The following is a 22,945-nucleotide window of genomic DNA, read 5'->3' as shown; positions in this document are numbered from 1 at the left end:
TGCGTCACGCCTGGGCCTGGTATGACCTGGGTCGGGTCCGGCGCTGGCTGAAGCGGCCGAGAAGCGAGGTGGTGGAGGCCTTGGCCCGGGCCAAGGAGCTGGCGCCCGGTGAGACGCGCTTCGAGCAGGAGCTGAAAGCGGCCCTGTCGCGATGACGGGGGCCGGAATGAGGTGGCCCTGCAGCAGCGAGGGGAGTCCCATGACAACACAAACGGAGAAGCCATGAGCAAGATCGGACGCAACACGCCCTGCCCGTGCGGCAGCGGCAAGAAATACAAAAAATGCTGCGAGAAGAAGGAGGGGACGGCGTCCCCCGGCGAATCGGTGCCCGGGCGGCTGCGCCATGAGCCGGGCAGCTACGGCGGGCCGGACCGCGGCTACATGCCGTCCATCCTCTGCTACAAGGAGGTCGGCGCCGGGGCCTCCTGGGAGGAGCACCTGTGCCTGGTGCAGCCGGACATCGTCCTGCCGGACGAGGAGGCGGCAGGCGCCACCGCCATCCAGCACCTGGACTGGGCCCGCCAGACCCAGGTGGCGGGCGGCGGCAGTCCGGAGCGGTTCGCCGCTGCCCTGAGCGAGGAGGGCTACAAGCGCCTGGCCGATTTCCGGGTCGCTGGCACCGCGAGCGCCGTGGGACACCGCCGGCGCCGGCCAGTCACCTGAGGGCATGACCAGCCGCCCACCGGAGGAGCTCGATCTCCTCACAGCCCCCCTGGCCGGCACCCATCTCATCGAGGCCAGTGCCGGCACCGGCAAGACCTACGCCATCACCGGGCTCTACCTGCGGCTGGTGATCGAGGCCGGCCTGGGACCGGAGGCGATCCTGGTGGTCACCTTCACCGAGGCCGCCACCAAGGAGCTCTCGGGACGGATCCGCCAGGTCCTGGCCACCTTCCTTGCGATCCTCGATGGCGCGCCGGCCAGCGAGCCTTTCCTGGCCGGCCTTCTGGCCCGCCTGCCCGGGGAGGAAGGCCGGCAGCAGGTCGCGGCCCGGCTGCGGCTGGCGCTCCGGCGGCTGGATCTGGCGGCGATCCACACCATCCACGGCTTCTGCCGCCGGGTCCTCCAGGAGCATGCCTTCGAGTCCGGCGCCCTCTTCGAGACCGAGCTGGCGGACCGTGACCAGGAGCTCTTGGCCGAGATCGTCGACGACTTCTGGCGCCGGGAATCCCCGGGCTGGGGACCGGCCCTGGCGGCGCATCTCCTTGGGCAGGGCCTGTCCGCCGACTCCCTGACCGCCGCCATGGCCGGCATTCTCCGGGCCCTGGCCAGCTCGGCCGGCGAGGGCCTGCGGCTGCCGGTACCCGGGCCGCCCCGGCGGCGGGAGGAGGAGATCACCGCCGAGCTCGCCCGGATCTGGGCCCGGGAGCGGCAGCCGATCCTGGACCTTCTGGCCAGCCCTGGGCTCAGCCAGGCCAAAAAGGACGGGCTCAGTGCCGATTTTCGGGCCCGCCTGGACCAGGCCATGGCGCAGTGGCTGGCTGCCGGCCCTGGCCATGCATCACCGCCGGTCGCCGAGCTGACCCGCCTGACCCCGGCGGCCCTGTCTGCCCTTGTCCTCAAGAAGGCCAAGACCGGGCCGCCGGCCCACCCCTTCTTCGACCGGGCGGCCGAGCTTGTCGGCGGCCTCCAGGCCAGCGTGCAAGAGCTGCACCGGGATCTGTTGTCCTGGTGCCGCGAGGAGCTGCCGGCCCGCAAACGCCAGCAGCGCCTCCTCTCCTTCCAGGACCTCATCAGCATCGTGGCGGCCAGCCTGGCCGATCCTGCCCAGGGACCGGCCCTGGCGGCCGCCATCCGCAGCCGCCTGCCGGTGGCCCTCATCGACGAGTTCCAGGATACCGACCCTCTCCAGAGCCGCATCTTCCAGACCCTGTTCGATCAGCCGGGCGCCAGCCTCTTTCTCATCGGCGACCCCAAGCAGGCCATCTACAGCTTCCGGGGCGCCGATGTTTTCGCCTACCTGCAGGCGGGACAGCAGGTGGGCGGCCGGCGCTTCTCCCTGGGTACCAACTACCGCTCCAGCCCAGCCGTGGTGGCGGCGGTGAACAGCCTCTTCCGGCAGCACCCGGTGCCCTTTCTGCTTCCGGGCATCGACTACGCCCCGGTGCGGCCAGGGCCCCGGGCCATGCCCCGGCTGGTGATCCCGAACGAGGAAGCGGCGCTGCTCTTCCGCACCTGGCCCACCACCGGCAACCGGGAGGCGACCCGGCGGCGGGTGGCGGCTGCTCTGGCCAGGGAGGTGGCAGCTCTCATCCGCCAGGGGGAGGAGGGCCTGGCCCGGTTCTGCGAGGACGGTGCGCCGGACCGGCCGCTGGCGGCCCGGGATCTGGCGATCCTGGTGCGCTCCCACGCCCAGGGCGACCTGGTCCGGCGGGAATTGGCCCGGCTGGGGGTGCGGGCGGTCTTCCACTCCCGCGCCAGCGTGCTGGCCACCAGCGAGGCCAGGGAGCTGGCACGCCTCCTGGCCGCCACCTTGCGGCCGGCGGACAGCCGGCTCCTGGGCGCCGCCCTGGCCACGGTGCTGCTGGGCTGGTCCGCAGCGGAGCTGGCCGCTCTGTTGGCGGACGAGGCCCGGCTGGAGAGGGAGATCGCCCGCTTTGCCGGCTGGCAGAGGCTTTGGCAGGAGCGGGGGGTGGGGGTGCTGGTCCATACCGTGCTGCGGGCCCCCGGCACCCTGGCCCGGCTGGCCGGGCTGGCCGGCGGCGAGCGTCTCATCGCCAACTTCCGGCATCTGGCGGAGCTGCTCGATGTCGAGGCCAGCAGGCGAGGCCTGGCGCCGGCCGAGATCCTGGCCTGGCTGCGCGGCCGCTGCCAGCAGGCGGGGGCGGCGCGGGATGAGGAGCTGCTGCGCCTGGAAAGCGACGAGAGCCTGGTGCACATCGTCACGGTCCACCGCGCCAAAGGGCTCGAGTACCCGGTGGTCTTCTGCCCGTTTCTCTGGGATACGGCGCAGGCCGGCAGCGGGCCAGGCGGGCCGGCGGTGTGCCATGACGCCCATGGCCGCATCGTGGTCGATCTCGGCTCACCGGACCTGGCGGCCCACCAGAGGCAGGCCCGGCGGGAGGCCTTTGCCGAGGAGCTGCGGCTCTGTTACGTGGCGGTCACCCGGGCCCGCCTGCGCCTGGTGCTCTACTGGGGGGATGCCAGGACGAAGAATGCCTCGGCCGCCGCAGCCTCGCCCCTGGGCTATCTGCTCTTGGGGCCGGAGGCGGACGGCCAGGCCAGCGATCCTTTGGCAGCCCTGGCGGCGCGCTTCCCGGCTGGCGATGATGCCGCCCTCCTGGCGCCGGTGGAGCGGCTGGCTGCAGCCAGCGCCGGCGCCATCGCGGTGCGGCCGTTGGCCCCGCCGGCCGCGGCCGAGGCGGCGCCGACCGATCGGCCGCCACCGGAGCTGGCCCCAGCCCGGCCCCTGGCGCCCTTGCCGCCGCCGGCCGGCGCCATCTGGAGCTTCACCGCCCTGGCCCACGGCGAGGCGGCCGGCGCCGAGCGGCCGGATCACGATCCCCTGCCGGCCGGCACCTCCGGCGACCAGCGGGCCGAGCCCGTCGAGAGAAGCCTTCTCACCTTTCCCCGTGGCTCCCGGGCCGGCAGCTGCCTGCACGCCATCCTGGAGGAGCTGGATTTTCCCGCTGCCGACCAGCCGGCCCTGGAGGCGGTGGTGGGCCGCCACCTGGCGCGGTTCGGCTTTGCTGCGGAATGGCGCGAGCCCCTGGCCAAGGCCCTCCTGGAGGTGCTGGCCACGCCCCTGGCCCGGGAGGAGCCGTCCTTTTGCCTGCGCCAGATTCCGGCCGCCGACCGGCAGGCCGAGCTGGAGTTCTATTACCCGGTGCCGGCGGCAAGCCACAGCGATTTGCGCCGAGCCTTCGGCGGGCCGGGCCCACCGGCCGGGTCCCCGCCCCGGGACCTTGCCTTCATGAAGGGCTACATCGACTTGGTCTTCCGCCGGCAGGGACGCTACTACCTCGCTGACTACAAGTCCAACCATCTGGGGGACGATCCGGCCAGCTACCGGCCGGAGCGCCTGGCCGAGGCCATGGCCGAGGCCGACTACCTTCTCCAGGCCCGGATCTATACCCTGGCCCTGCACCGGCACCTGGCGTTGCGCTTGGGGCCGATCTACGACTACGAGCGCCATTTCGGCGGTGTGTGCTATCTCTTTCTCCGGGGCATGCAGCCGCGGCTGGGACCCGGGGCCGGGGTCTTCTTCCTGCGGCCGGCCTGGTCCGAGATCGCGCTTTGGGAGTCGCGGCTGGCCCAGGGCCAGGAGGCCTGGCCATGAATCCGCCGGCCGCGGTCTGGCATGCCGCCTGGCAGCAAGGTCAGCTCTCTGACCTCGAGCTCCATTTCCTGGGGCTCTTGGACCGGCGGGCAGCCGGGCTGCCGGATACGGTGGCCGCCGCCGCGGTGCTGGTGGTGCGCGCCTGCCAGGAGGGGGACGTCTGTCTGCCCCTGGCGGACTGGGCGGGCCACCCCTTCCCCGGGACCGCCGGCAGCCGGCTGGCGCCGGCCCTGCCCGCAGTCTCGGCCTGGGCCGCCGAGCTTCTGGCCTCCGGGGTGGTGGGCCGCCCGGGGGAATACCAGCCCCTCATCCTCGATGCCGGCGGCCGGCTCTATCTCCAGCGCCTCTTCGCCTGCGAGGAGCGGGTGGCCGAAAGACTGGCGCAGCGGGCCGCCCTGGGGATGCCCCTGCCCCCGGAGACCCCGGCCTGGCTGGCGCGGCTCTTCGGCCCCCTGGGTCCAGCTCCGGACTGGCAGCGCCTGGCGGCGGCAAACGCCCTCTTTGGCGGCCTCACCGTCATTTCCGGCGGACCGGGCACCGGCAAGACCAGCACCGCGGTCCGCATCCTGGCCCTCCTGGCCCTGGCCCACCCCGGGCCGCCTCTGCGGGTCGGCCTGGCAGCGCCCACCGGCAAGGCGGCCGGCCGGCTGGGGGAATCGGTGGCCGCAGGCGCCGGCCGGCTGGATCTGCCAGCCCCGATCCGGGAGGCCCTGACCAGGCCGGCCGCCACCGTGCACCGGCTGCTGGGCATCGGGCCGGCGGCCGGCCGGCCCCGTTTCCACCGCGCCAACCCCCTGGCCCTGGATGTGCTGGTGGTGGACGAGGCCTCCATGGTGGACCTTGTGCTCATGGATCAGCTGCTGGCGGCCCTGCCGGACGACTGCCGGCTGATCCTCCTGGGGGATCGGGATCAGCTGGCCTCGGTGGCGTCGGGCAGTGTGCTGGGGGATCTGTGCCGGGGAAAGACGGCCGCTGCCTTGAGCCGCCAGCTGGCGGCGGCCATGGTGGCGGCCGGCGCCCTGGCGGTCGAACAGGCCGGTGTGGCCACCGGCCCAGCCCTGGCCGACCGCATCGTCTTTCTGAAGAGGAGCTTTCGCTTCGGCGCCGAGAGCGGGATCGGCGAGCTGGCCCGGGTGGTGCGGGCCGGCGATCAGGCGGGCTGGCAGGCCGCCTTCCAGCCCGGGCGCTTCCCCGAGCTGACCCGCTACCCGCTGGACGCCGCCGGGCCGCCGCCGGGCCTGGCGGCGCACGCGGCTCGTCTCTTCGCCCCGGTTCTAGCCGGCCACCACCCGGAGACGATGCTGGCCGCCTTGAGCCGCTTCCGGCTCCTGTGCGCCCACCGCCAAGGCCCTTACGGGGTGGCCGCCGCCAATGCCCTGATCGAGGAGGAGTTGGCCCGCCGGCACCTGATCCGGCGGCCGGGGAGCTGGTACCACGGCCGGCCGGTGATGATCCTGGCCAACGACTATCGCCTCGGGCTGCACAACGGCGACCTGGGTGTGGCTGCCCTGGACCGTGACGGCGAGCTGGCCGTTTTCTTCCCCCGGCCGGAAGGCGGGGTGCGCGCTCTGGCGCCGGCCCGCCTGCCCGCCCTGGAGACCGCCTTTGCCTCCACGGTGCACAAGGCCCAGGGCCTGGAGCTGGATGAGGTAGCGCTCCTCCTGCCGGAGCGACCGACCCCGGTGGTGACCCGGGAGCTCCTCTACACCGCGGTCACCCGGGCCCGCCGCTCCTTCGTCCTCTGGGCCGGTCCGGGGGTGGCCGAGCACGCCCTGGCCCACCCCACCGAGCGGCGCTCGGGGCTGGCCGAGCGGCTGTGGGGCCATCCGACCGGCGGGGGCTGAGCCTTCGCGCCGCCCGATCGTATGGATCGGTATCCGTTCAGCCCCCCTCCCGACCTCCCGCAGCTGGGGTCACCCATCCTCCAGGGCCGACTTCTCCCGCCTGGCGTCAACCAGCCATCCGCTCGCTGCGTCTTCCGGCAGGGTGCAGTAGAGGTCAGCCATGGCTTCCAGGGCGGTCATGCGGGAACGACCAGGAAAAACCCGGGCCACTTCGTGGTTGTTGCGGACAATGACCAGCTCTTCGTGCTTGAGCTCCACCCGGTCGAGCATGGCCCGAAAGTTGCGGGCAAACACTGTGGCTGTCACCGTGGGCATAGGCGGCTCCCCGACATCAGATAATCAGGTCTTCATCTGAGTATCGGAGCCCTTCCCTGTCAATCAAGGCGTGTCCCGCGGGCCCCAGACGGTCAAGAGACCGGTCGGGGAACGACGGCCTTACCGGCTGGCGCTCTCCACGACCACGTAGTCGTACCACGTCCAGCCCAGGCGGCCGTCCACCGCGGTGTCGGCCAGGATGGCGAAGACGAAGGTGCCGGCTGGCAGTGGAGTGGTGAGCACGGTGGCACTGGTCAGCGCCTGGAGGGGGACGGTCGCGGCGGGCGAGACGAAGGGCCGGCGGCCGCCCAGCACCGCCAGCCGCCATTCCACCCGGGTGCCGGCAAAGGAGCCGGGATCCACGGACAGGGTGAGGGACACCGGCTGGCCGGCCGCCACGCTCAGGGGGCCTGGGTTACCGTTGGCCCGCAGGTCCAGGCGTGGGGCGCTGGTCCCCTGGCGATCCAGGATGTAGGGATCGGCAGCGCCGTCCGGGGTGGCGGGGTCGTTGCAGCTCACCCGCCTGGTCTCCGCCGCCCAGTCCGAGTCGAAGACGACGAAGCGACCATCCCGGGAGATGCTGGCCCGGGGCTGCACCCAGTAGCCGCAGGAGCTGGAGCGGTGGTGCACCAGCCGCTCCACCGCACCGTCGGTGCCGACCAGAAACAGCTCCCGCTCCAGGGGCGTCCAGCCGTCATCCAGCCAGCCGCCGTTGGTGACCAGACAGCGGCCCGCCGGTCCCTTGCAGGAGATGTGGCCGTCATCGGACCAGTCCATGGCCAGGAGCGGCTGGGAGGGGCTGGCGGTCGCGGTTCCCGGCAAGGCCCGGACGGCAATGGCCGGCCGGTTGGGATCCAGGGTCGAGGATGTCTCGAAGGTCATGAAGAATTCGCTGACCCCGTCCGCATCGATGCCCAGGTCGCCGTGCTGGTGGCCGTCATAGGGCCGGCCGATGAAGGCGCCGCTTTCCAGATCCCAGGACTCCAGGCCGCTGCAGCGCGCCGTGCCATCCCGCTCCCACTGCACCATCAGATATCGGCCCAGGGGCGAGACCCCGATCCAGTCCGGCTCCAGGATGCCCCACTCCGGATCCGGGGCGCAGGGCCCGGCAAACAGCTCCGCCACCGGTACCTGGGCCGCCAGCCGCAGATTGGCCAAGTCAAAGGCAAAGATCACCGACTGGCCGTCATCGCGGGTGAGCATGCCGGCCAGCCAGCCGCCGTCCCGGGAGATCTCGTCGAAGGACTGGTTGACCCGGATGTGCTCATACTGGGCCGGGAAGGTGTAGACGGTCTCGGTGACCCGGGTGTCCACATCCGTGAACTGCAGGAGGACCACGGTATCGTCGTTGCGATCGTAGTGGACGATGGTGTGGGCCCGGGTCGGATGCCAGCGGGGATCGTTCCAGCTGCTGGTATCGAGACCCGCAACCGGGGCCAGGCTGGCCACCGAGCGGATGAGATACCCGTCGGTATTGCTGGTCAGCACATACTGGTTGTCGGCGGAAAAGGCCTGGAGCTGGGAGTAGGTGTGGACCTCGAAGGAGCGGCGCTGGCTGGCGTTGCTGATCCGGCGCAGGGTGCTGCCGAAGACCGGATCCACCACCGGCTGGCCCACCGCCGGCAGGGGCATGGGCTGCGGCGGCAGGACCAGGGTGGGATCGGTGACACCGGTGGCCAGGGCCGGCCGGGCGGCGAGGAGGGCCAGGCCCAGGCCAAGGGCAAAAACGAGGACCCACGCCCCGGTGTGACCTGGGTGAAGGAGGTGGCAACGGGCGGCTTCGACGCGGTTGATCATGGCGGGTCTCCTGGAGGGCTGCTGTGCATGAGGCGAAGGGAGGCGTGGCCCCCTCCGGCTGCGAGCCGTTCTTTCCCTCTGGTCAGGATAGGACCGCGGACGCCAGATGGTCAAGAGACCGGGTGGTCCCGGCGGTCACCTCCCGCCGGGGCCAGGATGATGCCGCCGGCCGCAGGGGCAGCCCCCCGTGGCTGCCCTGCCGTGCGTGGCGGTCAGTCCCGTACCGGTGCCAGGACGATGCCGCCCAAAGGCGGCACCGAGACCTTGACATGATACGGCGCCTGGCCGAACGGCTCGTCGAAGGGAACCTTCTCGTGGGGGTTGCAGACCGTGGCGCCGCCGAAGCATTCGTTGTCCGAGCAGAGGATCTCCCGGTAGTTGACCAGCTCCGGCACCCCGAGCCGGTAGTCGTGGTGGACCTCGGGGGTGAAGTTCAAGAGCACCACCAGATGGTCCTGCCGGTCTTTGGCGAAGCGGGCAAAGGAGACGACGGAGCGGTCCACGTCCAGAAAGTCCATCCAGGAAAAGCCGTGGTGGTCGAAGTCCAGCTCCCACAGGCAGGGGTGGGCCCGGTAGAGGGCATTGAGCTCCCGGACAAAGCTTTGCAGCCGGCGGTGGGGGCCGTCCTCCTCCAGGAGATGCCAATCCAGGCTCTTCTTGCAGTACCACTCGTCGACCTGCCCCATCTCGCCGCCCATAAAGAGGAGCTTCTTGCCCGGACTCGCCCACATGAAGAGGAAGAGCAGACGCAGATTGGCGAACTGCTGCCAGGTGTCACCGGGCATCTTGGACAGGAGCGAGCGCTTGCCGTGCACCACCTCGTCGTGGGACAGAACCAGGATGAAGTTCTCGGTGAAGGCATAGAGCAGAGGGAAGGTCAGGGCGTTGTGGTGATACTTGCGGTAGATGGGATCCTTGCTGAAGTAGGTGAGGGTATCGTTCATCCAGCCCAGGTTCCATTTGAAGCCAAAGCCCAGGCCCCCGACCTCGGTGGGCTTGGAGACCCCGAAGAAGCTGGTCGACTCCTCGGCGATCATAAGCGCGTGGGGGTGGCGCTGGTAGACCACGCTGTTCAGGTGGCGCAAGAACTCGATGGCCTCGATGTTCTCCTTGCCGCCGTAACAGTTGGGAACCCAGTCGCCCTCTTCGCGGGCATAGTCCAGGTAGAGCATGGAGGCCACGGCATCCACCCGCAGGCCATCCATATGGTAGCGCTCCAGCCAGAACAGCGCGCTGGCGATGAGAAAATTGGCCACCTCGTAGCGGCCGAAGTTGAAGATATGGGTGCCCCATTCCGGATGGAAGCCCTGGCGGGGATCCTGGTGCTCGTAGAGGGCCTGGCCGTTGAAGGTGGCGAGGCTGTGGCCGTCGGCCGGGAAGTGGGCCGGCACCCAGTCCATGATGACGCCGATGCCGTTCTGGTGGCAGACGTCCACCAGGTACATGAGCTCCTCCGGGGTGCCGTAGCGGCTGGTGGCCGAGAAGTACCCGGTCACCTGGTAGCCCCAGGACTCGTCCAGGGGGTGCTCCATGACCGGCATGAGCTGGATGTGGGTGAAGCCCAACCTCTTGACGTAGGGCACCAGCCGGTTGGCCATTTCCTCGTAGGTGAGGAAACGGTGGGGGTCACCGGGATCCCGTTTCCAGGAGCCCAGGTGCACCTCGTAGATGGCCATGGGGGCGGCGTACGGCAGGCTGGCCGCCTTTTCCCGCTGCCACTCCTGGTCGGACCATTCGTAGTCGTCCAGCTTCCAGACGATGGAGGCGCTCTTGGGCCTAAGCTCACCGAAGAACTGCACCGGATCCGCCTTCTCCAGGATGGCCATGCTCTGGGTGCGGATCTCGAACTTGTAGTGCTCCCCCTGGCCGACCCCGGGGATGAAAAGCTCCCAGATGCCCGAGTCGCCCAGGCAGCGCATCTGGTGCACCCGGCCGTCCCAGTAGTTGAAGTTGCCCACCACCGAAACCCGCCGCGCCCCGGGCACCCAGACCCGGAACAGGGTGCCGGTGATGTTGTCCACGGTGACCACGTGGGCCCCCAGCTTCTCGTGGAGCTGGTACTGGGTGCCCTGCTTGATGAGGTGGGCGTCGAACTCGCTCAGCTGGGGCAGGAAGCGGTAGGGATCCCGGCAGGTGCGCACCGTGCCGTCGTAGGTGGTGATCTCGAAGAGGTAGTCGAACACCTCATGGCAGTTGGGGATGATGATCTCGAACAGCCCCTCCTCCCGCATCTTGTAGAGGTACTTGCGCTCGCCGCCAGCCACCAGCTTCACCGCCACCGCCTGGGGCTGGAAGGTGCGGATGACCGCCGAAGGCGGCTGCTCCTCGATCCGATGGAAGCCGAGCACCGTGAAGGGATCGTGCTGATCGGCCTGGATGACCCGCTCCAGCTCCCGCATGACATCGATGGGCATGACCGGCCTCCTGCAGGTTATCGTGCGGGCCGGCGCCCACTACCCATGGCGCCGTCCAGGGGGATGAAAAACTCCCCCATTCTAGCACGCGGCCGGAACCCGGCTTCAAGACCTTTTTGCCCGGGCGTTCAACGGCATGGCGACGCCCGAGGCAACACAGGTTGGGCGCGACCGGACTCCGTGTTGACACGGTCGGTGCTTGCTGGTACGGGAACGTCAGGGGCAGTACGCGGTTTCTTCACCTTGAAGGACCTGAGGGGCGATCATGCAGGCATACCGGGTTGCAACCACGGTGGACAAGGGAAAGAGGATCCTCATCGAGCAGGTCCCCTTCGAGGAGGGGCGGCCTGTCGAGGTCATCGTTCTCGAACGGGAGCTTATGTTCCCTGAAGGCAAAGATCTCTATCCGCTGCGAGGCACCACGTACCGCTATGACTCACCTACCGAACCGGTGGCTGTCGATGACTGGGAGGCCTCGCCCTCGACCCGCATCCCCATGGGGAGCACGGCGGGACCATCGCCGCCGCTGGTCTCCCGGGCCAGCACCCTCTGGCGGCCGACAATTCCTGGAGATTCCTGACCCGCGACGCTCATGGCCTCACGGTGACGACGACCGTCGGCGGAGAGGGCCAAGTGCTGAGCGAGCCCGGGGGTATCGTCTGCGGCAGGGACTGCGGTGGAATCTTCAACATCGGCACCGAGGTGACGCTTACGGCAGCCGCCTTCCCGGGCTCGGCCTTCGACGGCTGGTCAGGGGCCGGCTGTTCCGGGCTCGATCCCTGCACCGTGCTCATGGACCGCGCCCAGGCACCCCCGTAAGATTCTGCACCCCGGTAGTAACGGTGGCCATGATGGTCACGCCTCCGGGCCGGGGCGCCTCCGTGGTGAGAGTGACGGTGCGGGAGTTGGCATCGTAGGCCACGGTTGCAGGAATGGGCGTTTCGTACGGGGATGAGGGCACGGTGGTCTGGCCATAACCGTTGTCTCCCCAGGCGACGACTGTGCCGTCTTCCCTCAAGGCAACCGTGTGGCCATAGCCAGCGGCGATGGCCTTGATCCCCACCCATTGGGAGAGCCTGACGCTGCCGGTGGTGAGGGGGGCCGGGTCCATGTCCTCGCTGAAGGTGGCGGTGACCACGGCGTCGAGCTCGACCACGGCCCCGGGCGCCGGCGAGCGGTCGAGCACCGCCGGAGCTGGCCAGGCGAGGCCGGTGAGTGCCAAGGGGACCAGGACTGCCAGGAGACCTGTGGCGATTGCCCTGCCCAGCCCCTTCCCAACCTGTGCTTGTGGCGTGATGGTCCTCTTCATCGATCGCTCCCTGTCTGGTTGTGATCACGGCTTCGAAGTGGTGCGGCGGCCTTCCAGGATGGCCTGACCATAGATCCTTGTACCGTGTCTGCCTGGACAATCGGTACTATTACCGGCAACGGATCGTGGGCGTCAAAGAATACGAATAGGGGGGAGAACCATCATTTCAGGATGGTGGCAGCCGGCAGGCCGCGGCCGGCGGGGCGTCGTTCTGGCGGCGGCCGAGGCATCGACCGTCCATCGCCGCGCCTTGACCCTCGGTTTTCGGCGATGGTAGAGTGGCCTTGCGTCGTCGGCGACCAAGTCCAGAAAACCCTCGGCCGGAGGCCGCCATCATGCAGTCCCTTCAGGGCCACTTCCTCATCGCCACCCCCCAGATGCCGGATCCCCGCTTCCAGAACCAGGTCATCTTCATGTGTGCCCACAACGAAGAAGGGGCCATGGGGCTGGTGGTGAACAACCCCATCACCGAGATCTCCCTGGCCGACGTCTTCCGCCAGGCGGAGATCCCGCTGCCGGCCGGCCGGCTGCCGCCGGTGCACCTGGGAGGGCCGGTGGAGATGCACTCGGCCTTCATCCTGTTCGAGGGGGGCTACATCGCCCGCAGCGCCCTGGCGGTCACCGAGACCGTGTACCTGTCCCGGGACCCGGCGATCCTCCTGGATCTGTCCCGGGGCCGGGGCCCCCGGACGTATCTCTTCGCCCTGGGCTATGCCGGCTGGGCCGCCGGCCAGCTGGAGCAGGAGCTGACCGAGAACGGCTGGCTGGCCCTGCCCGCCGACGTCGAGGTGCTGTTCCGGGTGCCCGACGACCAGAAATGGCGAGCCGCGGCCCGGCGCCACGGCATCGATATCTCCCTGTTCGGGGATACGGTGGGCAGCGCCTGAGGCCCGCCATGGCCGCCCCGTCCTACCGGCTCCTGGAGCACCCGGCCGATCTCGGCTTCGAGGTCCAGGCGCCCAGCCTGTCCGGGCTTTTTGCGGCCGCGGCCGCCGCCTTCCTGGACATCCTCTGGGATCCCGCCGGCATCGCGCCCCGGGAGCACCTGGCCATCGAGGTCTCCGGCGAGGACCTGCCGGAGCTTCTGGTCGCCTTCCTGGGGGAGATCCTCTTCCTTGCCGAGGCCCGGGGCTTCGGCTTCTGCCGCATCGCGGTGGGCGAGCTGGCCGGCGGCCGCCTGGCTGGCCAGGCCTGGGGCGAGCCCTGGGATCCCCAGCGCCACCAGAGCCGGACCGTGGTCAAGGCTGTCACCTACCACCAGATCTTCGTGGGCCAGGAAGGGGAAGCCTGGCGGGCGCGGGTGTTCCTGGACCTGTAGTCAGCCCAGGACGGCATGGACCGTCCGGACCAGAAGGGGAATCCCATGGCGACAACCGAGCTTTCCGGCCTGGTGCAGGTGGATCCGTTCCGGTGGCGTCTGCCCAAGGGCGGCCGCATGCTGGTGGATGGGCTTGTCTATCTGGATCGCCCGCTCATCGAGCTGGTGGGCAAGGACCTCTCCTTGTCCCAGGTGGCCAACGTGGCGGCCCTGCCCGGCATCGTCGGCCACAGTCTGGCCATGCCGGACGTGCACCAGGGGTACGGCTTTCCCATCGGCGGCGTTGCCGCCTTCCGCCCCGACACCGGCATCGTATCGCCGGGCGGGGTGGGCTACGACATCAACTGCGGGGTGCGCCTCCTGCGCTCCTCCTTGCGCCGGGAGGACCTGGCGGCCCATGCCGGCGCCCTCCTGGAGGCCCTCTTCGCCCGCATCCCCAGCGGCGTCGGCTCCCAGCACCAGGAGCTGCGGCTGGGCCCCAAGGCCCTGGACGAGGTCTTGCGCCATGGTGCGGCCTGGGCGGTGCGGAACGGTTTTGGCGTTCCGGCAGACCTGGCCCACATCGAGAACGGCGGCTGCCTGGACTGGGCCGATCCGGGTCAGGTCTCCCGCCGGGCTCTGGAGAGGGGCCATGGCCAGCTGGGCACCCTGGGCTCCGGCAACCACTTCGTGGAGGTGGGCTATGTGGACCGGATCTACGATCCGGAGGTGGCCGAGGCCTTTGGCCTCTTCCAGGACCAGATGACGGTCTTCATCCACACCGGCTCCCGGGGCCTGGGCCACCAGGTGTGCGACGACGCCATCCGCCAGCTGGCCGCGGCCAGCCGCCGCTACGGCATCGCGCTGCCGGACCGGGAGCTGTGCTGCGCCCCCATCGGCAGCCCGGAGGGACAGGCCTATCTTGCCGCCATGGCAGCGGCCGCCAACTTCGCCTTTGCCAACCGCCAGCTCATCACCCAGGCGGTGCGGGATACGGTCAGCCTGGTCTTCGGCCTCGGGGCCGGGCGACTGGGCCTGGACCTGGTCTACGACGTCTGCCACAACATCGCCAAAAAAGAGCTCCACGAGGTCGCCGGCAAGACGCTGGAGCTGATCGTGCACCGCAAGGGCGCCACCCGGGCCTTTCCCGCCGGCCATCCCGAGGTCCCTGAGGCCTACCGCCAAGTCGGCCAGCCGGTCCTGATCCCGGGCGATATGGGCCGGGCCTCCTATGTGCTGGTGGGCACGCCCCGGGCCATGAGCGAGACCTTTGGCAGCGCCTGCCACGGCGCTGGCCGGGTCCTGTCCCGCCATGCCGCCATCAAGGCGGCCCGGGGCCGCAACGTCGTCCAGGAGCTGGCGGCGGCCGGGGTCCTGGTCCGGGGCGCCAGCCGGGGCACGGTGGTGGAGGAGATGCCCGAGGCCTACAAGGATGTGCAGCAGGTGGTGCACGTGGTGCACGAGGCCGGCCTGGCCAGAAAAGTCGCCCGACTCAAGCCGGTCGTGGTGATCAAGGGCTGAGGGCGAGGAGGACGTGCAGGATGATCGGCACCCGTTTCCTGGAGGCCGGCGCGGCCGGGATTTCGCCCTGCCGGGTCTCCATCCTGCCGGCGCCGCTGGCAGCCACGGTCAGCTGGATGGCCGGTACCGACCAGGGGCCCGCCGCCATCCTCGCCGCCTCCGACACCCTGGAGCTCCTGGATGACGAGCTGCTCATCGAAACCTGGCGGCTGGGCATCGAGACCCTGCCGGCTTTGGAGCTGGCTGACCTGGCGGTAGCCGCGGCCTGGGAGCGCATCCGAACGGCGGTGGCCGGCGAGCTGGCCCGGGGCCGGTTTGTGGTCACCATCGGCGGCGAGCACGGGGTGACGGTGCCGGCGGTGACCGCCTACCGGGCCCGCTATCCGGATCTGACCGTGGTGCAGATCGACGCCCACCTGGACCTGCGGGACGCCTACGAGGGCGAGCCGTGCAGCCATGCCTCGGTCATGCGCCGGCTCCACGACCTCGGGCTGCCCTTCGTCCAGGTGGGGATCCGCTCCTTCTCCAGGGAGGAATGGCTGTTCTGCCGCGAAACGGGCATCACCTTTTTTTCGCCTGCCCGCCTGCGGCAGCCCGGTGGCCTGGCTGCCATCCTGGCCCGGGTCCGGGGGCCGGTCTATCTCACCATCGATGTCGACGGCCTCGATCCGGCCGTCATGCCCGCCACCGGCACCCCGGAGCCGGACGGCCTGTCCTGGGTCGAGGCCACCGGCTTCATCCGCGCCCTGGCCGGCGCCCATCCGATCGTTGGCCTCGACCTGGTGGAGCTGGCGCCGCTGCCAGGCCTGCACCACGCCGCCTTCACCGCCGCCAAGCTTCTCTACCGCTCCCTGGGCTACATCCTCGGCGCCGAGCTGCCGGCCCTGGACCGGGGATGATCCCAGGGCGACGCAGAGGGTTGCCATGCGCGGAGCGCACCCGAATGGGTGAAACGCCGGAAGTCGGCCACGATGGCCTCCCATAAGTCCTATAGGTCCTGTAGGTCCCATGGGGCCATTGGGGCCATGGGAGCCATGGGATTTGTGGGTTGCCATGCACGGGGCGCACCCGAAAACACGCCGGGAGGTCCGCTCTGGTGGCCAATGTTTCTCAACGAGGGCCGGCCCAGGTTGGCAGGGACCCGCTCCTGGGGTAAAATGGCCGTTTTTCCATTCCGTTTGGAGGAACGGTTGGCCATGAGCACGGAGAAGGATCTCTTCAACTGCCGCCAGTGCGGCCACTGCTGCCACGGCGCCACCACGGTCTCCCTGGACGACGCAGATCTGGCGCGGCTGTTGCGGCACCTGCGCCTGGAGCGCCGGGCTGCCGAGGCCCGCTATCTGCGGGTGACCGGCGGCGTGGTCCAGATGCAGACCAGGAACGGCGCCTGCATCTTCTACAACCAGGGCTGCACGATCCATCCCGCCAAGCCGTGGCGCTGCCGCCAGTGGCCGCTCCACCCCAGCATCCTGGCCGACGAGGCCAACCTGTCGGCCATCCGCGCCTCGTGTCCGGGGCTCAACCAGGATCTCGACTACCAGGAGCTGTGCCAGCGGCTGGCCACGGCGCTGGCCGGGGAGACCCCGACCTGAAGCGGCCGGCACGGGGGAGGGAATGCGGATCGAGCTGCTGTTTCTGGGCCGGACCCGGGAAGGCTTCTACGCCGAGGGGATTGCCGAATACAGCCGCCGGCTGGCCAGGTACGTCCCGGTGGAGATCCGAACCGTCAAGGAGCGGCGGCTGGCCGGTCACGGTGCCGAGGAGCGGCGGCGGCAGGAGGAGGGCCGGCAGCTGCTGGCTGCCGTTTCCCGGCCGACCTTTCTGGTGGTGCTGGATGGCCGGGGCGCGGCCATGGGCTCCGAGGAGCTGGCGCGCCGCCTCGGGGAGTGGACAGAGGCCGGTGGCGGCCGGTTGTCCTTTGTGCTGGGCGGGCCTTCGGGGCTGGCCGATGCCGTGCTGGCTGCAGCCGGCCAGGTTCTGTCCCTGTCGGCCATGACCCTGCCCCACGAGCTGGCCCGGCTGGTCCTGGTGGAGCAGCTCTACCGGGCCCTGACCATCCGGGCCGGCCACCTGTACCACCGGTGATGGCTCCACGAAAAGCCACCACCCGCCGCCGGCCTTCAGACCGCTTCCACGGCCTTGATCTCAGGCACCTCGGTGCGGAGGAACTTTTCGATCCCGTGCTTCAAGGTCATCCGGGACATGGGGCAGCCCTTGCAGGCGCCGGTGAGCTGCACCTTGACCACGCCGCTCTCGTCCACGTCCACCAGCACCACGTCGCCGCCATCCCGCTGCAATGTCGGCCGCACCTTGTCCAGGGCCGCCTGTACCTTGTCGCGCACGGTTTCTCTCCTTCGGGGTTGGGGTTTGCCACCCCCTATACCACAGCCCCGGTCGCCTGGCAACCTCCCGGGGCCTGCCCTGCCGGTGGGGCCAGCCCTGCTTTTTTCTTGTTTTTTTTCGGCTGGCCGGGTAGTTGTACCTCGCGCCGCGTCATGGAATGATGGCTTCCACCGGCCTCCTGTCTGGCCATCCACCAACCTCTCTCTCATCCTGTCCAAGGGGACGCCCATGAAGGAGCGCAGGGGCAGCAACAACGCCAAGAACAGCCGGGAGACCGGTCGCCACTCCAGCGGTCCCCGGGAGACCGTGCCGGTGATCATGGCCCGGGAGATGGTGCTTTTTCCCCACATGGTCATGCCCATGGACGTGCCCCGGGGCGAGGTCTCCGAGCTGGTGGAGCACGTCACCTCCCAGGACCGCATGGTGGTCCTGGTGACACCGGCTCCGGGCGGCGAGAGCGGCGCCTTCCACCCAGTGGGCACCCTGGGCCTGATCCTGCGCCGGGTGGAGACCCAGGAGGGCAGCGTGCGCATCCTCCTGCAGGGGGTGCAGCGGGTGCAGGTCCTGGAGATCCTGCCCCCCGACCCATACCCCCAAGCCGTGGTGGTGCGCTTCCAGGACGAGGCCCCGGAGGCGGAGATCGAGATCGAGGCCCTGGTCAAAAACGTCCGGGCGGTGTTTGCCCAGCTCCTGGCCCTCTCCCCGCAGCTGCCCCGGGACCTCGGCGCCATGGCCGCCAACCTGGAGCAGCCCGGCATGCTGGCGGACATGATCGCCTCCCACCTGGAGATCGCCCCCGAGCGCAAGCAGGCGATCCTGGAGGCGGTGCAGGTCAAGGATCGGCTGCGCCAGATCCTCGATACCATCAGCCACGAGGTGGAGGTGCTGGAGCTGGGGGATCGGATCCAAAGCCAGGTCAAGGGCCGGATGGACAAGTCCCAGCGGGACTACTACCTCCGGGAGCAGATCAAGGCCATCCGCCAGGAGCTGGGGGAAACCGACGACGACCGGGCCTTCCTCACCGAGCTGGGCCGGAAGATCGAGGCCAAGAATCTGCCGGCTGAGGCCCTGGAAGAGGCCAAGCGGGAGCACGACCGCCTGAAGCGCATGTCCCCGTCCTCGGCGGAGTTCATGGTCGCCCACACCTATGTGGAATGGCTTTTGGATCTGCCCTGGCACGAGTCCACCGAGGACAACCTCGATCTCGCCACCGCCCAGCAGATCCTGGAAGAGGACCACTGCGGCCTGGAGATGGTCAAGAAGCGGATCCTGGAATTCCTGGCCGTGCGCAAGCTCAAAGGGGATCAGAAAGGGCCGATCCTCTGCTTCATCGGCCCGCCAGGCACCGGCAAGACCTCCATGGGCCGGTCCATCGCCCGGGCCCTGGGCCGGCACTTCTACCGCTTCTCCCTGGGTGGCATGCGGGACGAGGCCGAGATCCGGGGCCACCGCCGCACCTATGTCGGCGCCATGCCCGGCCGCATCATCCAGGCCTTGAAAAGGGTGCGCTCCAACAACCCGGTGCTGATGCTGGACGAGATCGACAAGCTGGGCCAGGACTTCCGGGGCGATCCCTCCAGCGCCCTCCTGGAGGTCCTGGATCCGGAGCAGAACGACTCCTTCGTGGACCACTATCTGAACGTCAAGTTCGATCTGTCCCGGGTGCTGTTCATCACCACCGCCAACCAGCGGGACACCATCCCGGCGCCTCTTTATGACCGGATGGAGGTGATCGAGCTGCCCGGCTACACCGAGGAGGAGAAGGTAGCCATCGCCGAGGCCCATCTCATCCCCCGGCAGATCCGGGAAAACGGCCTCACCCGGGAGACCATCCGCTTCCAGCGCCGGGGCATCGCCCGGATGATCGCCAACTACACCCGGGAATCGGGCCTCCGGAACCTGGAGCGGCGGATCGCCGCGGTCTGCCGGCAGGTGGCCTACGAGGTGGCGGCGGGCAAGAGCGAGCGGGTGACGGTGAGCCCGGACAACGTGGTCAAGTACCTGGGTCCGCCCAAGATCTTCCCGGAGGCCAAGCAGCGGACCATTGTGCCGGGGGTGGCCACCGGCCTGGCCTGGACCCCCACCGGCGGCGAGATCCTCTTCGTGGAGGCCTCCCAGATGCCCGGTCACTCGAAGCTCCTGCTCACCGGCAAGCTGGGGGAGGTGATGCGGGAATCGGCCCAGACCGCGTTGAGCTTTTTGCGCAGCCGCACCCGCAAGATGCACCTTGAGGATGAGTTCTTCGAAAGGCACGACCTCCATATCCACGTGCCCGCCGGTGCCATTCCCAAGGACGGTCCCTCTGCCGGCCTCACCATCCTGGTAGCCCTGACCTCGCTTCTGGTGGGCCGGCCGGTGCGGGGGGATGTGGCCATGACCGGCGAGGTGACCTTGCGGGGCATGATCCTGCCGGTGGGCGGCATCAAGGAGAAGGTCCTGGCTGCCAAGAGGGCCGGCATCCGGAACATCATCCTGCCCAAGCAGAACAACTACGATCTCATGCTCCTGTCGGAGACCATCCGCGAAGGCCTCGAATTCCATCTGGTCAGTCGGGCCGACCAGGCCATCGGCATGTGCCTGGCCGAGGACAAGCCCGCCGAGGCCGGCCGGCCGCCGGCCAAGGCCCGGATCGAATTCTGAATGCGCTACCAGGAGGCCTGGGACTACCTCAACGGCCTGCAGCTCTTCAAGATCAAGCTCGGCCTCGCGGCCATGGAGGACCTCCTGGCCCGCCTGGGCAGCCCGCACCGGGTCTTGCCCTGCCTGCACGTGGCGGGCACCAACGGCAAGGGCTCGGTGTCGGCCATGGCGGCGGCCATCCTGGCGGCCGCCGGCCTGAAAGTCGGCCTTTACACCTCGCCCCATCTGTCATCGGTGCGGGAGCGGTTCCAGGTGAACGGCCAGCCCATCTCCCGGGACGCCTTCGCCCACCACGCCAGCCGCATCCGCACCGTTCTGGATGACAGCCAGGTGACCTATTTCGAGCTGGCCACTGCCCTGGCCCTGGACTGGTTTCGCGCCCAGGCCGTGGATCTGGCTGTGATGGAGGTGGGCCTGGGCGGCCGCTTGGACGCCACCAACGTGGTCGAGCCCCTGGTATCGGTCATCACCAACATCGCCCTCGATCACCAGGCTTACCTGGGGGAAAACCTGGCTGCCATTGCCGCCGAGAAGGCGGGGATCGTGAAGCCGGGCGTGCCGGTGGTGAGCGCCGTGACCGGGCCGGAGGCCCTGCCGGTGGTGCGCAAGACCTGCCAGGCACAAGGGGCGCCCCTGTGCCTCCTGGACGAGGCGTTCCGGGTGGACGCGGAAGGCGCGGGCCGATTGGCCTACCACGGCCTGGCGCACACCTGGACCGGTCTCGCCTGCGGCCTGGCCGGCCGCCATCAGCACGGCAACGCCGCTCTGGCCCTGGCCGCCGTCGAGCTGCTGGACCAGGCCGGCTGGCCGGTCGCCGAAGAAGCAGTGCGCCGGGGCCTGGCTACCGTGGCGTGGCCCGGCCGCCTGGAGTATCGGGAGCTGCCGGCTGCCAATGGCCAGGTCCGGCGCTATCTTCTGGACGGCGCCCACAACCCGGCCGGGGTGGCCACCCTGCGGCAGGCCCTGGCCGGCGATTTCCCGTACCGGCGGCTGATCCTGGTCTGGGCCAGCATGGCGGACAAGGACTTCGCCGCCGGCCTCGCCCTGGTGGCCCCCCTGGCCGATCGGATCATCCTGGCCCAGATCCCTTACCCCCGGGCCGCCACCCCTCAGGAGCTGGCAGCCAGTCTTCCGGTCCCCTGCCAGGAAAAGGCCCAGGGCTGCGCTTCCGTGGCCGCGGCCCTTGCCTTGGCGGCCACGCTGGCCGGGCCGGAGGATCTCATCGTGGTGGCCGGCTCCCTCTATCTCGTCGGCGAGACCCGGGCCCTGCTCCTGGGCGCCGAGCGGGACTGATTGCCATGGATTTCGACGGCATCGACGAGGCCCAGATCCGCCGCGAGCGGCAGAAGGCCCGGGAGCTGCGCCGCAGCCGCTGGTGGCAGCACCGGATCGCTGCCGGCGTCTGCTTTTACTGCGGCAAGGCCACGCCCCCCGCCGAGCTGTCCATGGATCACGTGGTGCCCCTGGTGCGGGGCGGCCGCAGCACCAAAGGCAACCTGGTGCCCGCCTGCAAGTCCTGCAACACCGACAAGAAGACCAGCCTGCTCCAGGAATGGCCTGACTTCATGGCCGAGGACGGGGATAGCCCCGGCTGATCCGCAGCACCCATGCCGTTTTTTCGACAAATTCCGCAATGCCGTTGCGGAATTTGCGGGCATGCGGTACAAGAGCGGCATGACCTACTTCGAGCGGCTACTCGATCTCCAACAGGAAGCGGCCAAGCGATCAATCTTCCTGCTCGGCCCCCGGCAGACCGGGAAGACCTCGCTGGTCCGGCGGCTCTTTCCCGAGGCCCGGCGCTACGATCTGTTGCGCTCCGAGGTATTCCTCAAGCTCACCCAGCGGCCCCAGCTGATCCGGGAGGAATTGACCGGCCAGCACGTCTCACCGGACCAGGGGCCAATCATTATCGACGAGATCCAGAAGCTGCCAATCCTCCTCGACGAGGCGCACTACCTCATGGAGGAGCATGGCTTCCGATTTGTGCTCACCGGCAGCAGCGCCCGGAAGCTCAAGCGCGGGGCCGCCAATCTTCTCGGCGGCCGGGCTCGGACCCGTTACCTCTATCCCCTGGTCTCGGCGGAGATCCCGGACTTCGACCTGGGGCGCGCCATTCGCTGGGGCAGCCTGCCGCCCGTCTACCTCTCCGATGAGCCCGAAGAGGACCTGCTGGCCTATTGCGGCAGCTACCTGCAGGAAGAGATCCGGGCGGAAGGCCTGGTGCGGCACATCGAAAGCTTTTCCCGCTTTCTGCAGACCGCGGCCCTGGTCAATGGCGAGTTGCTCAACTTCGAATCCCTGGCCAGCGATTGCGGGATCCCGGCCCGGACCCTGCGAGAGTATTTCTTCATCCTGGACGAGACCCTGGTGGGCTCCCTGTTGCCGCCCTACCGGCGTGCTCTGCACCGTAAGCCGGTCAGCACCGCCAAGTTCTACTTCTTCGACGTCGGTGTCGCCAACGTCCTTGCCGGCCGCCGCAGCCTTGCCCCGCGAACAGAGCTGTTCGGCAAGGCCCTGGAGCATCTCGTCTTCACTGAGCTGCGCAGCTATCTCGCCTACACGCGGGATCAAAGGCCTCTGACCTTCTGGCGGGACCGCGCCGGCCATGAAATCGATTTCATCGTCGGCGACGATGTCGCCATCGAGGTCAAAGCTGCGGAGCTGGTCACCGACAAGCATCTCAAGGCCTTGCGCCTGGATGCGATGAAGAAGGCCTTCCGGCGCCGCATCGTGGTTTCCCTCGACATGGCGCCAAGGGCCATCGACCAGGTGGAAATCCTGCCCTGCGCCGATTTTCTGCGCCGCCTCTGGGCGGGCGACTTCGCCTGAACAGACGCTTGCAGCGGGCTCGCTGGGAACATGGATTGATAACTGGTGAAGCAGGGGATGGAGGGCATCGCTCGCCGCTGAACCCGAGCGTTAGGTGTAAAGACTTTGTTGATGAGCGATAGCAAGTCACGAGTTGGCCAGAAGGTGAGCCCCTGCACTCGAGCCGTTCCCGACCACCTCGCGTGGCTCGTCGACACCCAACCAATCATCAAAACGGACGAAGGTCGACCGGTCCGGGTCATGGAACTCCGACATCAGGACGACGACGGAGTTCTTTCCGCTTGGGCAAGGCACTTCCGCAATCAGTACTGCGACGACAACCAGATCGATGCTCTCCGCAAGGGCACGAACTTTTCG

Annotated in this window: 21 protein-coding genes; 15 read left to right on the top strand and 6 right to left on the bottom strand. The window is 69.1% G+C overall.

The window, feature by feature from the left end:
* Positions 1 to 222 precede the first annotated feature (222 nt).
* The 3 genes from AB1634_10640 to recD are packed head-to-tail and all read left to right on the top strand — an operon-like array spanning position 223 to position 6,123.
* Entirely contained in the window at positions 223 to 663 is a 441-nt protein-coding gene (locus tag AB1634_10640; protein MEW6219978.1) for an SEC-C metal-binding domain-containing protein, read from the top strand.
* A gap of 4 nt (positions 664 to 667) precedes the next feature.
* Positions 668 to 4,279, top strand: a complete 3,612-nt coding sequence (recB, locus tag AB1634_10635) for an exodeoxyribonuclease V subunit beta (protein MEW6219977.1) — start codon at positions 668 to 670, stop codon at positions 4,277 to 4,279.
* Complete coding sequence (gene recD / locus AB1634_10630; protein MEW6219976.1) at positions 4,276 to 6,123, top strand: exodeoxyribonuclease V subunit alpha; 1,848 nt, start codon at positions 4,276 to 4,278, stop codon at positions 6,121 to 6,123. The genes recB and recD overlap by 4 nt, the downstream gene beginning before the upstream one ends.
* A gap of 69 nt (positions 6,124 to 6,192) precedes the next feature.
* On the opposite strand, the gene AB1634_10625 is transcribed toward recD, so the two are convergent.
* The 3 genes from AB1634_10625 to glgB form a co-directional block, all read right to left on the bottom strand.
* A complete protein-coding gene (locus AB1634_10625) occupies positions 6,193 to 6,438 on the bottom strand; it encodes a type II toxin-antitoxin system Phd/YefM family antitoxin (GenBank protein MEW6219975.1) in 246 nt (81 codons plus the stop codon).
* A 120-nt stretch (positions 6,439 to 6,558) separates the two neighbouring features.
* Positions 6,559 to 8,235, bottom strand: a complete 1,677-nt coding sequence (locus AB1634_10620) for a hypothetical protein (protein ID MEW6219974.1) — start codon at positions 8,233 to 8,235, stop codon at positions 6,559 to 6,561.
* A gap of 212 nt (positions 8,236 to 8,447) precedes the next feature.
* Positions 8,448 to 10,649, bottom strand: a complete 2,202-nt coding sequence (gene glgB, locus AB1634_10615) for a 1,4-alpha-glucan branching protein GlgB (protein ID MEW6219973.1) — start codon at positions 10,647 to 10,649, stop codon at positions 8,448 to 8,450.
* Between the two features lie 265 nt (positions 10,650 to 10,914).
* Here glgB and AB1634_10610 point away from each other — a divergent pair, with 265 nt between their 5' ends.
* Together AB1634_10610 and AB1634_10605 are read left to right on the top strand one after the other, a co-directional pair.
* Positions 10,915 to 11,229 carry a hypothetical protein gene (locus tag AB1634_10610; GenBank protein ID MEW6219972.1) on the top strand — a complete coding sequence of 105 codons (315 nt, stop codon included), beginning with the start codon at positions 10,915 to 10,917 and terminating at the stop codon, positions 11,227 to 11,229.
* A 53-nt stretch (positions 11,230 to 11,282) separates the two neighbouring features.
* The gene (locus AB1634_10605) at positions 11,283 to 11,468 is read left to right on the top strand and encodes a hypothetical protein (protein MEW6219971.1); all 186 of its coding nucleotides are present in this window, start codon (positions 11,283 to 11,285) and stop codon (positions 11,466 to 11,468) included.
* Here the strand turns inward: AB1634_10605 and AB1634_10600 are convergent.
* Complete coding sequence (locus AB1634_10600; protein ID MEW6219970.1) at positions 11,440 to 11,958, bottom strand: Ig-like domain-containing protein; 519 nt, start codon at positions 11,956 to 11,958, stop codon at positions 11,440 to 11,442. The genes AB1634_10605 and AB1634_10600 overlap by 29 nt on opposite strands.
* Positions 11,959 to 12,293: 335 nt before the next feature.
* Between AB1634_10600 and AB1634_10595 the strand changes: the two genes are divergently transcribed.
* The 6 genes from AB1634_10595 to AB1634_10570 all read left to right on the top strand — a co-directional run bounded on the left by AB1634_10595 (position 12,294) and on the right by AB1634_10570 (position 16,861).
* Positions 12,294 to 12,845, top strand: a complete 552-nt coding sequence (locus AB1634_10595; GenBank protein MEW6219969.1) for a YqgE/AlgH family protein — start codon at positions 12,294 to 12,296, stop codon at positions 12,843 to 12,845.
* Positions 12,846 to 12,853: 8 nt separating this feature from the next.
* Complete coding sequence (locus AB1634_10590; protein ID MEW6219968.1) at positions 12,854 to 13,276, top strand: archease; 423 nt, start codon at positions 12,854 to 12,856, stop codon at positions 13,274 to 13,276.
* A 45-nt stretch (positions 13,277 to 13,321) separates the two neighbouring features.
* A complete protein-coding gene (locus AB1634_10585) occupies positions 13,322 to 14,776 on the top strand; it encodes an RtcB family protein (GenBank protein MEW6219967.1) in 1,455 nt (484 codons plus the stop codon).
* Positions 14,777 to 14,796: 20 nt separating this feature from the next.
* Positions 14,797 to 15,675, top strand: a complete 879-nt coding sequence (speB, locus tag AB1634_10580; protein MEW6219966.1) for an agmatinase — start codon at positions 14,797 to 14,799, stop codon at positions 15,673 to 15,675.
* 297 nt (positions 15,676 to 15,972) lie between these two features.
* Positions 15,973 to 16,368, top strand: a complete 396-nt coding sequence (locus tag AB1634_10575) for a YkgJ family cysteine cluster protein (GenBank protein MEW6219965.1) — start codon at positions 15,973 to 15,975, stop codon at positions 16,366 to 16,368.
* Between the two features lie 22 nt (positions 16,369 to 16,390).
* Positions 16,391 to 16,861 carry a 23S rRNA (pseudouridine(1915)-N(3))-methyltransferase RlmH gene (locus AB1634_10570; protein MEW6219964.1) on the top strand — a complete coding sequence of 157 codons (471 nt, stop codon included), beginning with the start codon at positions 16,391 to 16,393 and terminating at the stop codon, positions 16,859 to 16,861.
* 35 nt (positions 16,862 to 16,896) lie between these two features.
* Here the strand turns inward: AB1634_10570 and AB1634_10565 are convergent, their stop codons facing one another.
* On the bottom strand, positions 16,897 to 17,118 hold the full coding sequence (locus AB1634_10565) for a NifU family protein (protein MEW6219963.1): 222 nt from the start codon (positions 17,116 to 17,118) through the stop codon (positions 16,897 to 16,899).
* Between the two features lie 229 nt (positions 17,119 to 17,347).
* On the opposite strand from AB1634_10565, the gene lon reads away from it, so the two are divergent.
* The 4 genes from lon (at position 17,348) to AB1634_10545 (ending at position 22,588) form a co-directional block, all read left to right on the top strand.
* Entirely contained in the window at positions 17,348 to 19,759 is a 2,412-nt protein-coding gene (gene lon / locus AB1634_10560; GenBank protein ID MEW6219962.1) for an endopeptidase La, read from the top strand.
* Positions 19,760 to 21,052: a folylpolyglutamate synthase/dihydrofolate synthase family protein gene (locus AB1634_10555; GenBank protein ID MEW6219961.1), complete on the top strand. Its 1,293-nt coding sequence runs from the start codon at positions 19,760 to 19,762 to the stop codon at positions 21,050 to 21,052. It begins immediately after the preceding gene.
* Between the two features lie 5 nt (positions 21,053 to 21,057).
* Entirely contained in the window at positions 21,058 to 21,354 is a 297-nt protein-coding gene (locus tag AB1634_10550) for an HNH endonuclease (GenBank protein ID MEW6219960.1), read from the top strand.
* Between the two features lie 61 nt (positions 21,355 to 21,415).
* Positions 21,416 to 22,588, top strand: coding sequence for a DUF4143 domain-containing protein (locus AB1634_10545; protein ID MEW6219959.1), 1,173 nt, complete (start codon positions 21,416 to 21,418; stop codon positions 22,586 to 22,588).
* Between the two features lie 126 nt (positions 22,589 to 22,714).
* Here AB1634_10545 and AB1634_10540 read toward each other — a convergent pair.
* On the bottom strand, positions 22,715 to 22,945 hold a 231-nt coding region (locus tag AB1634_10540), incomplete at its 5' end, for a hypothetical protein (GenBank protein MEW6219958.1).

It is taken from the genome of Thermodesulfobacteriota bacterium (assembly GCA_040755095.1).
In the GTDB taxonomy this organism is placed as follows: domain Bacteria; phylum Desulfobacterota; class Desulfobulbia; order Desulfobulbales; family JBFMBH01; genus JBFMBH01.
Note: the sequence above shows the minus strand (reverse complement) of the source record. Positions and strands in the feature narration are given on the sequence as shown.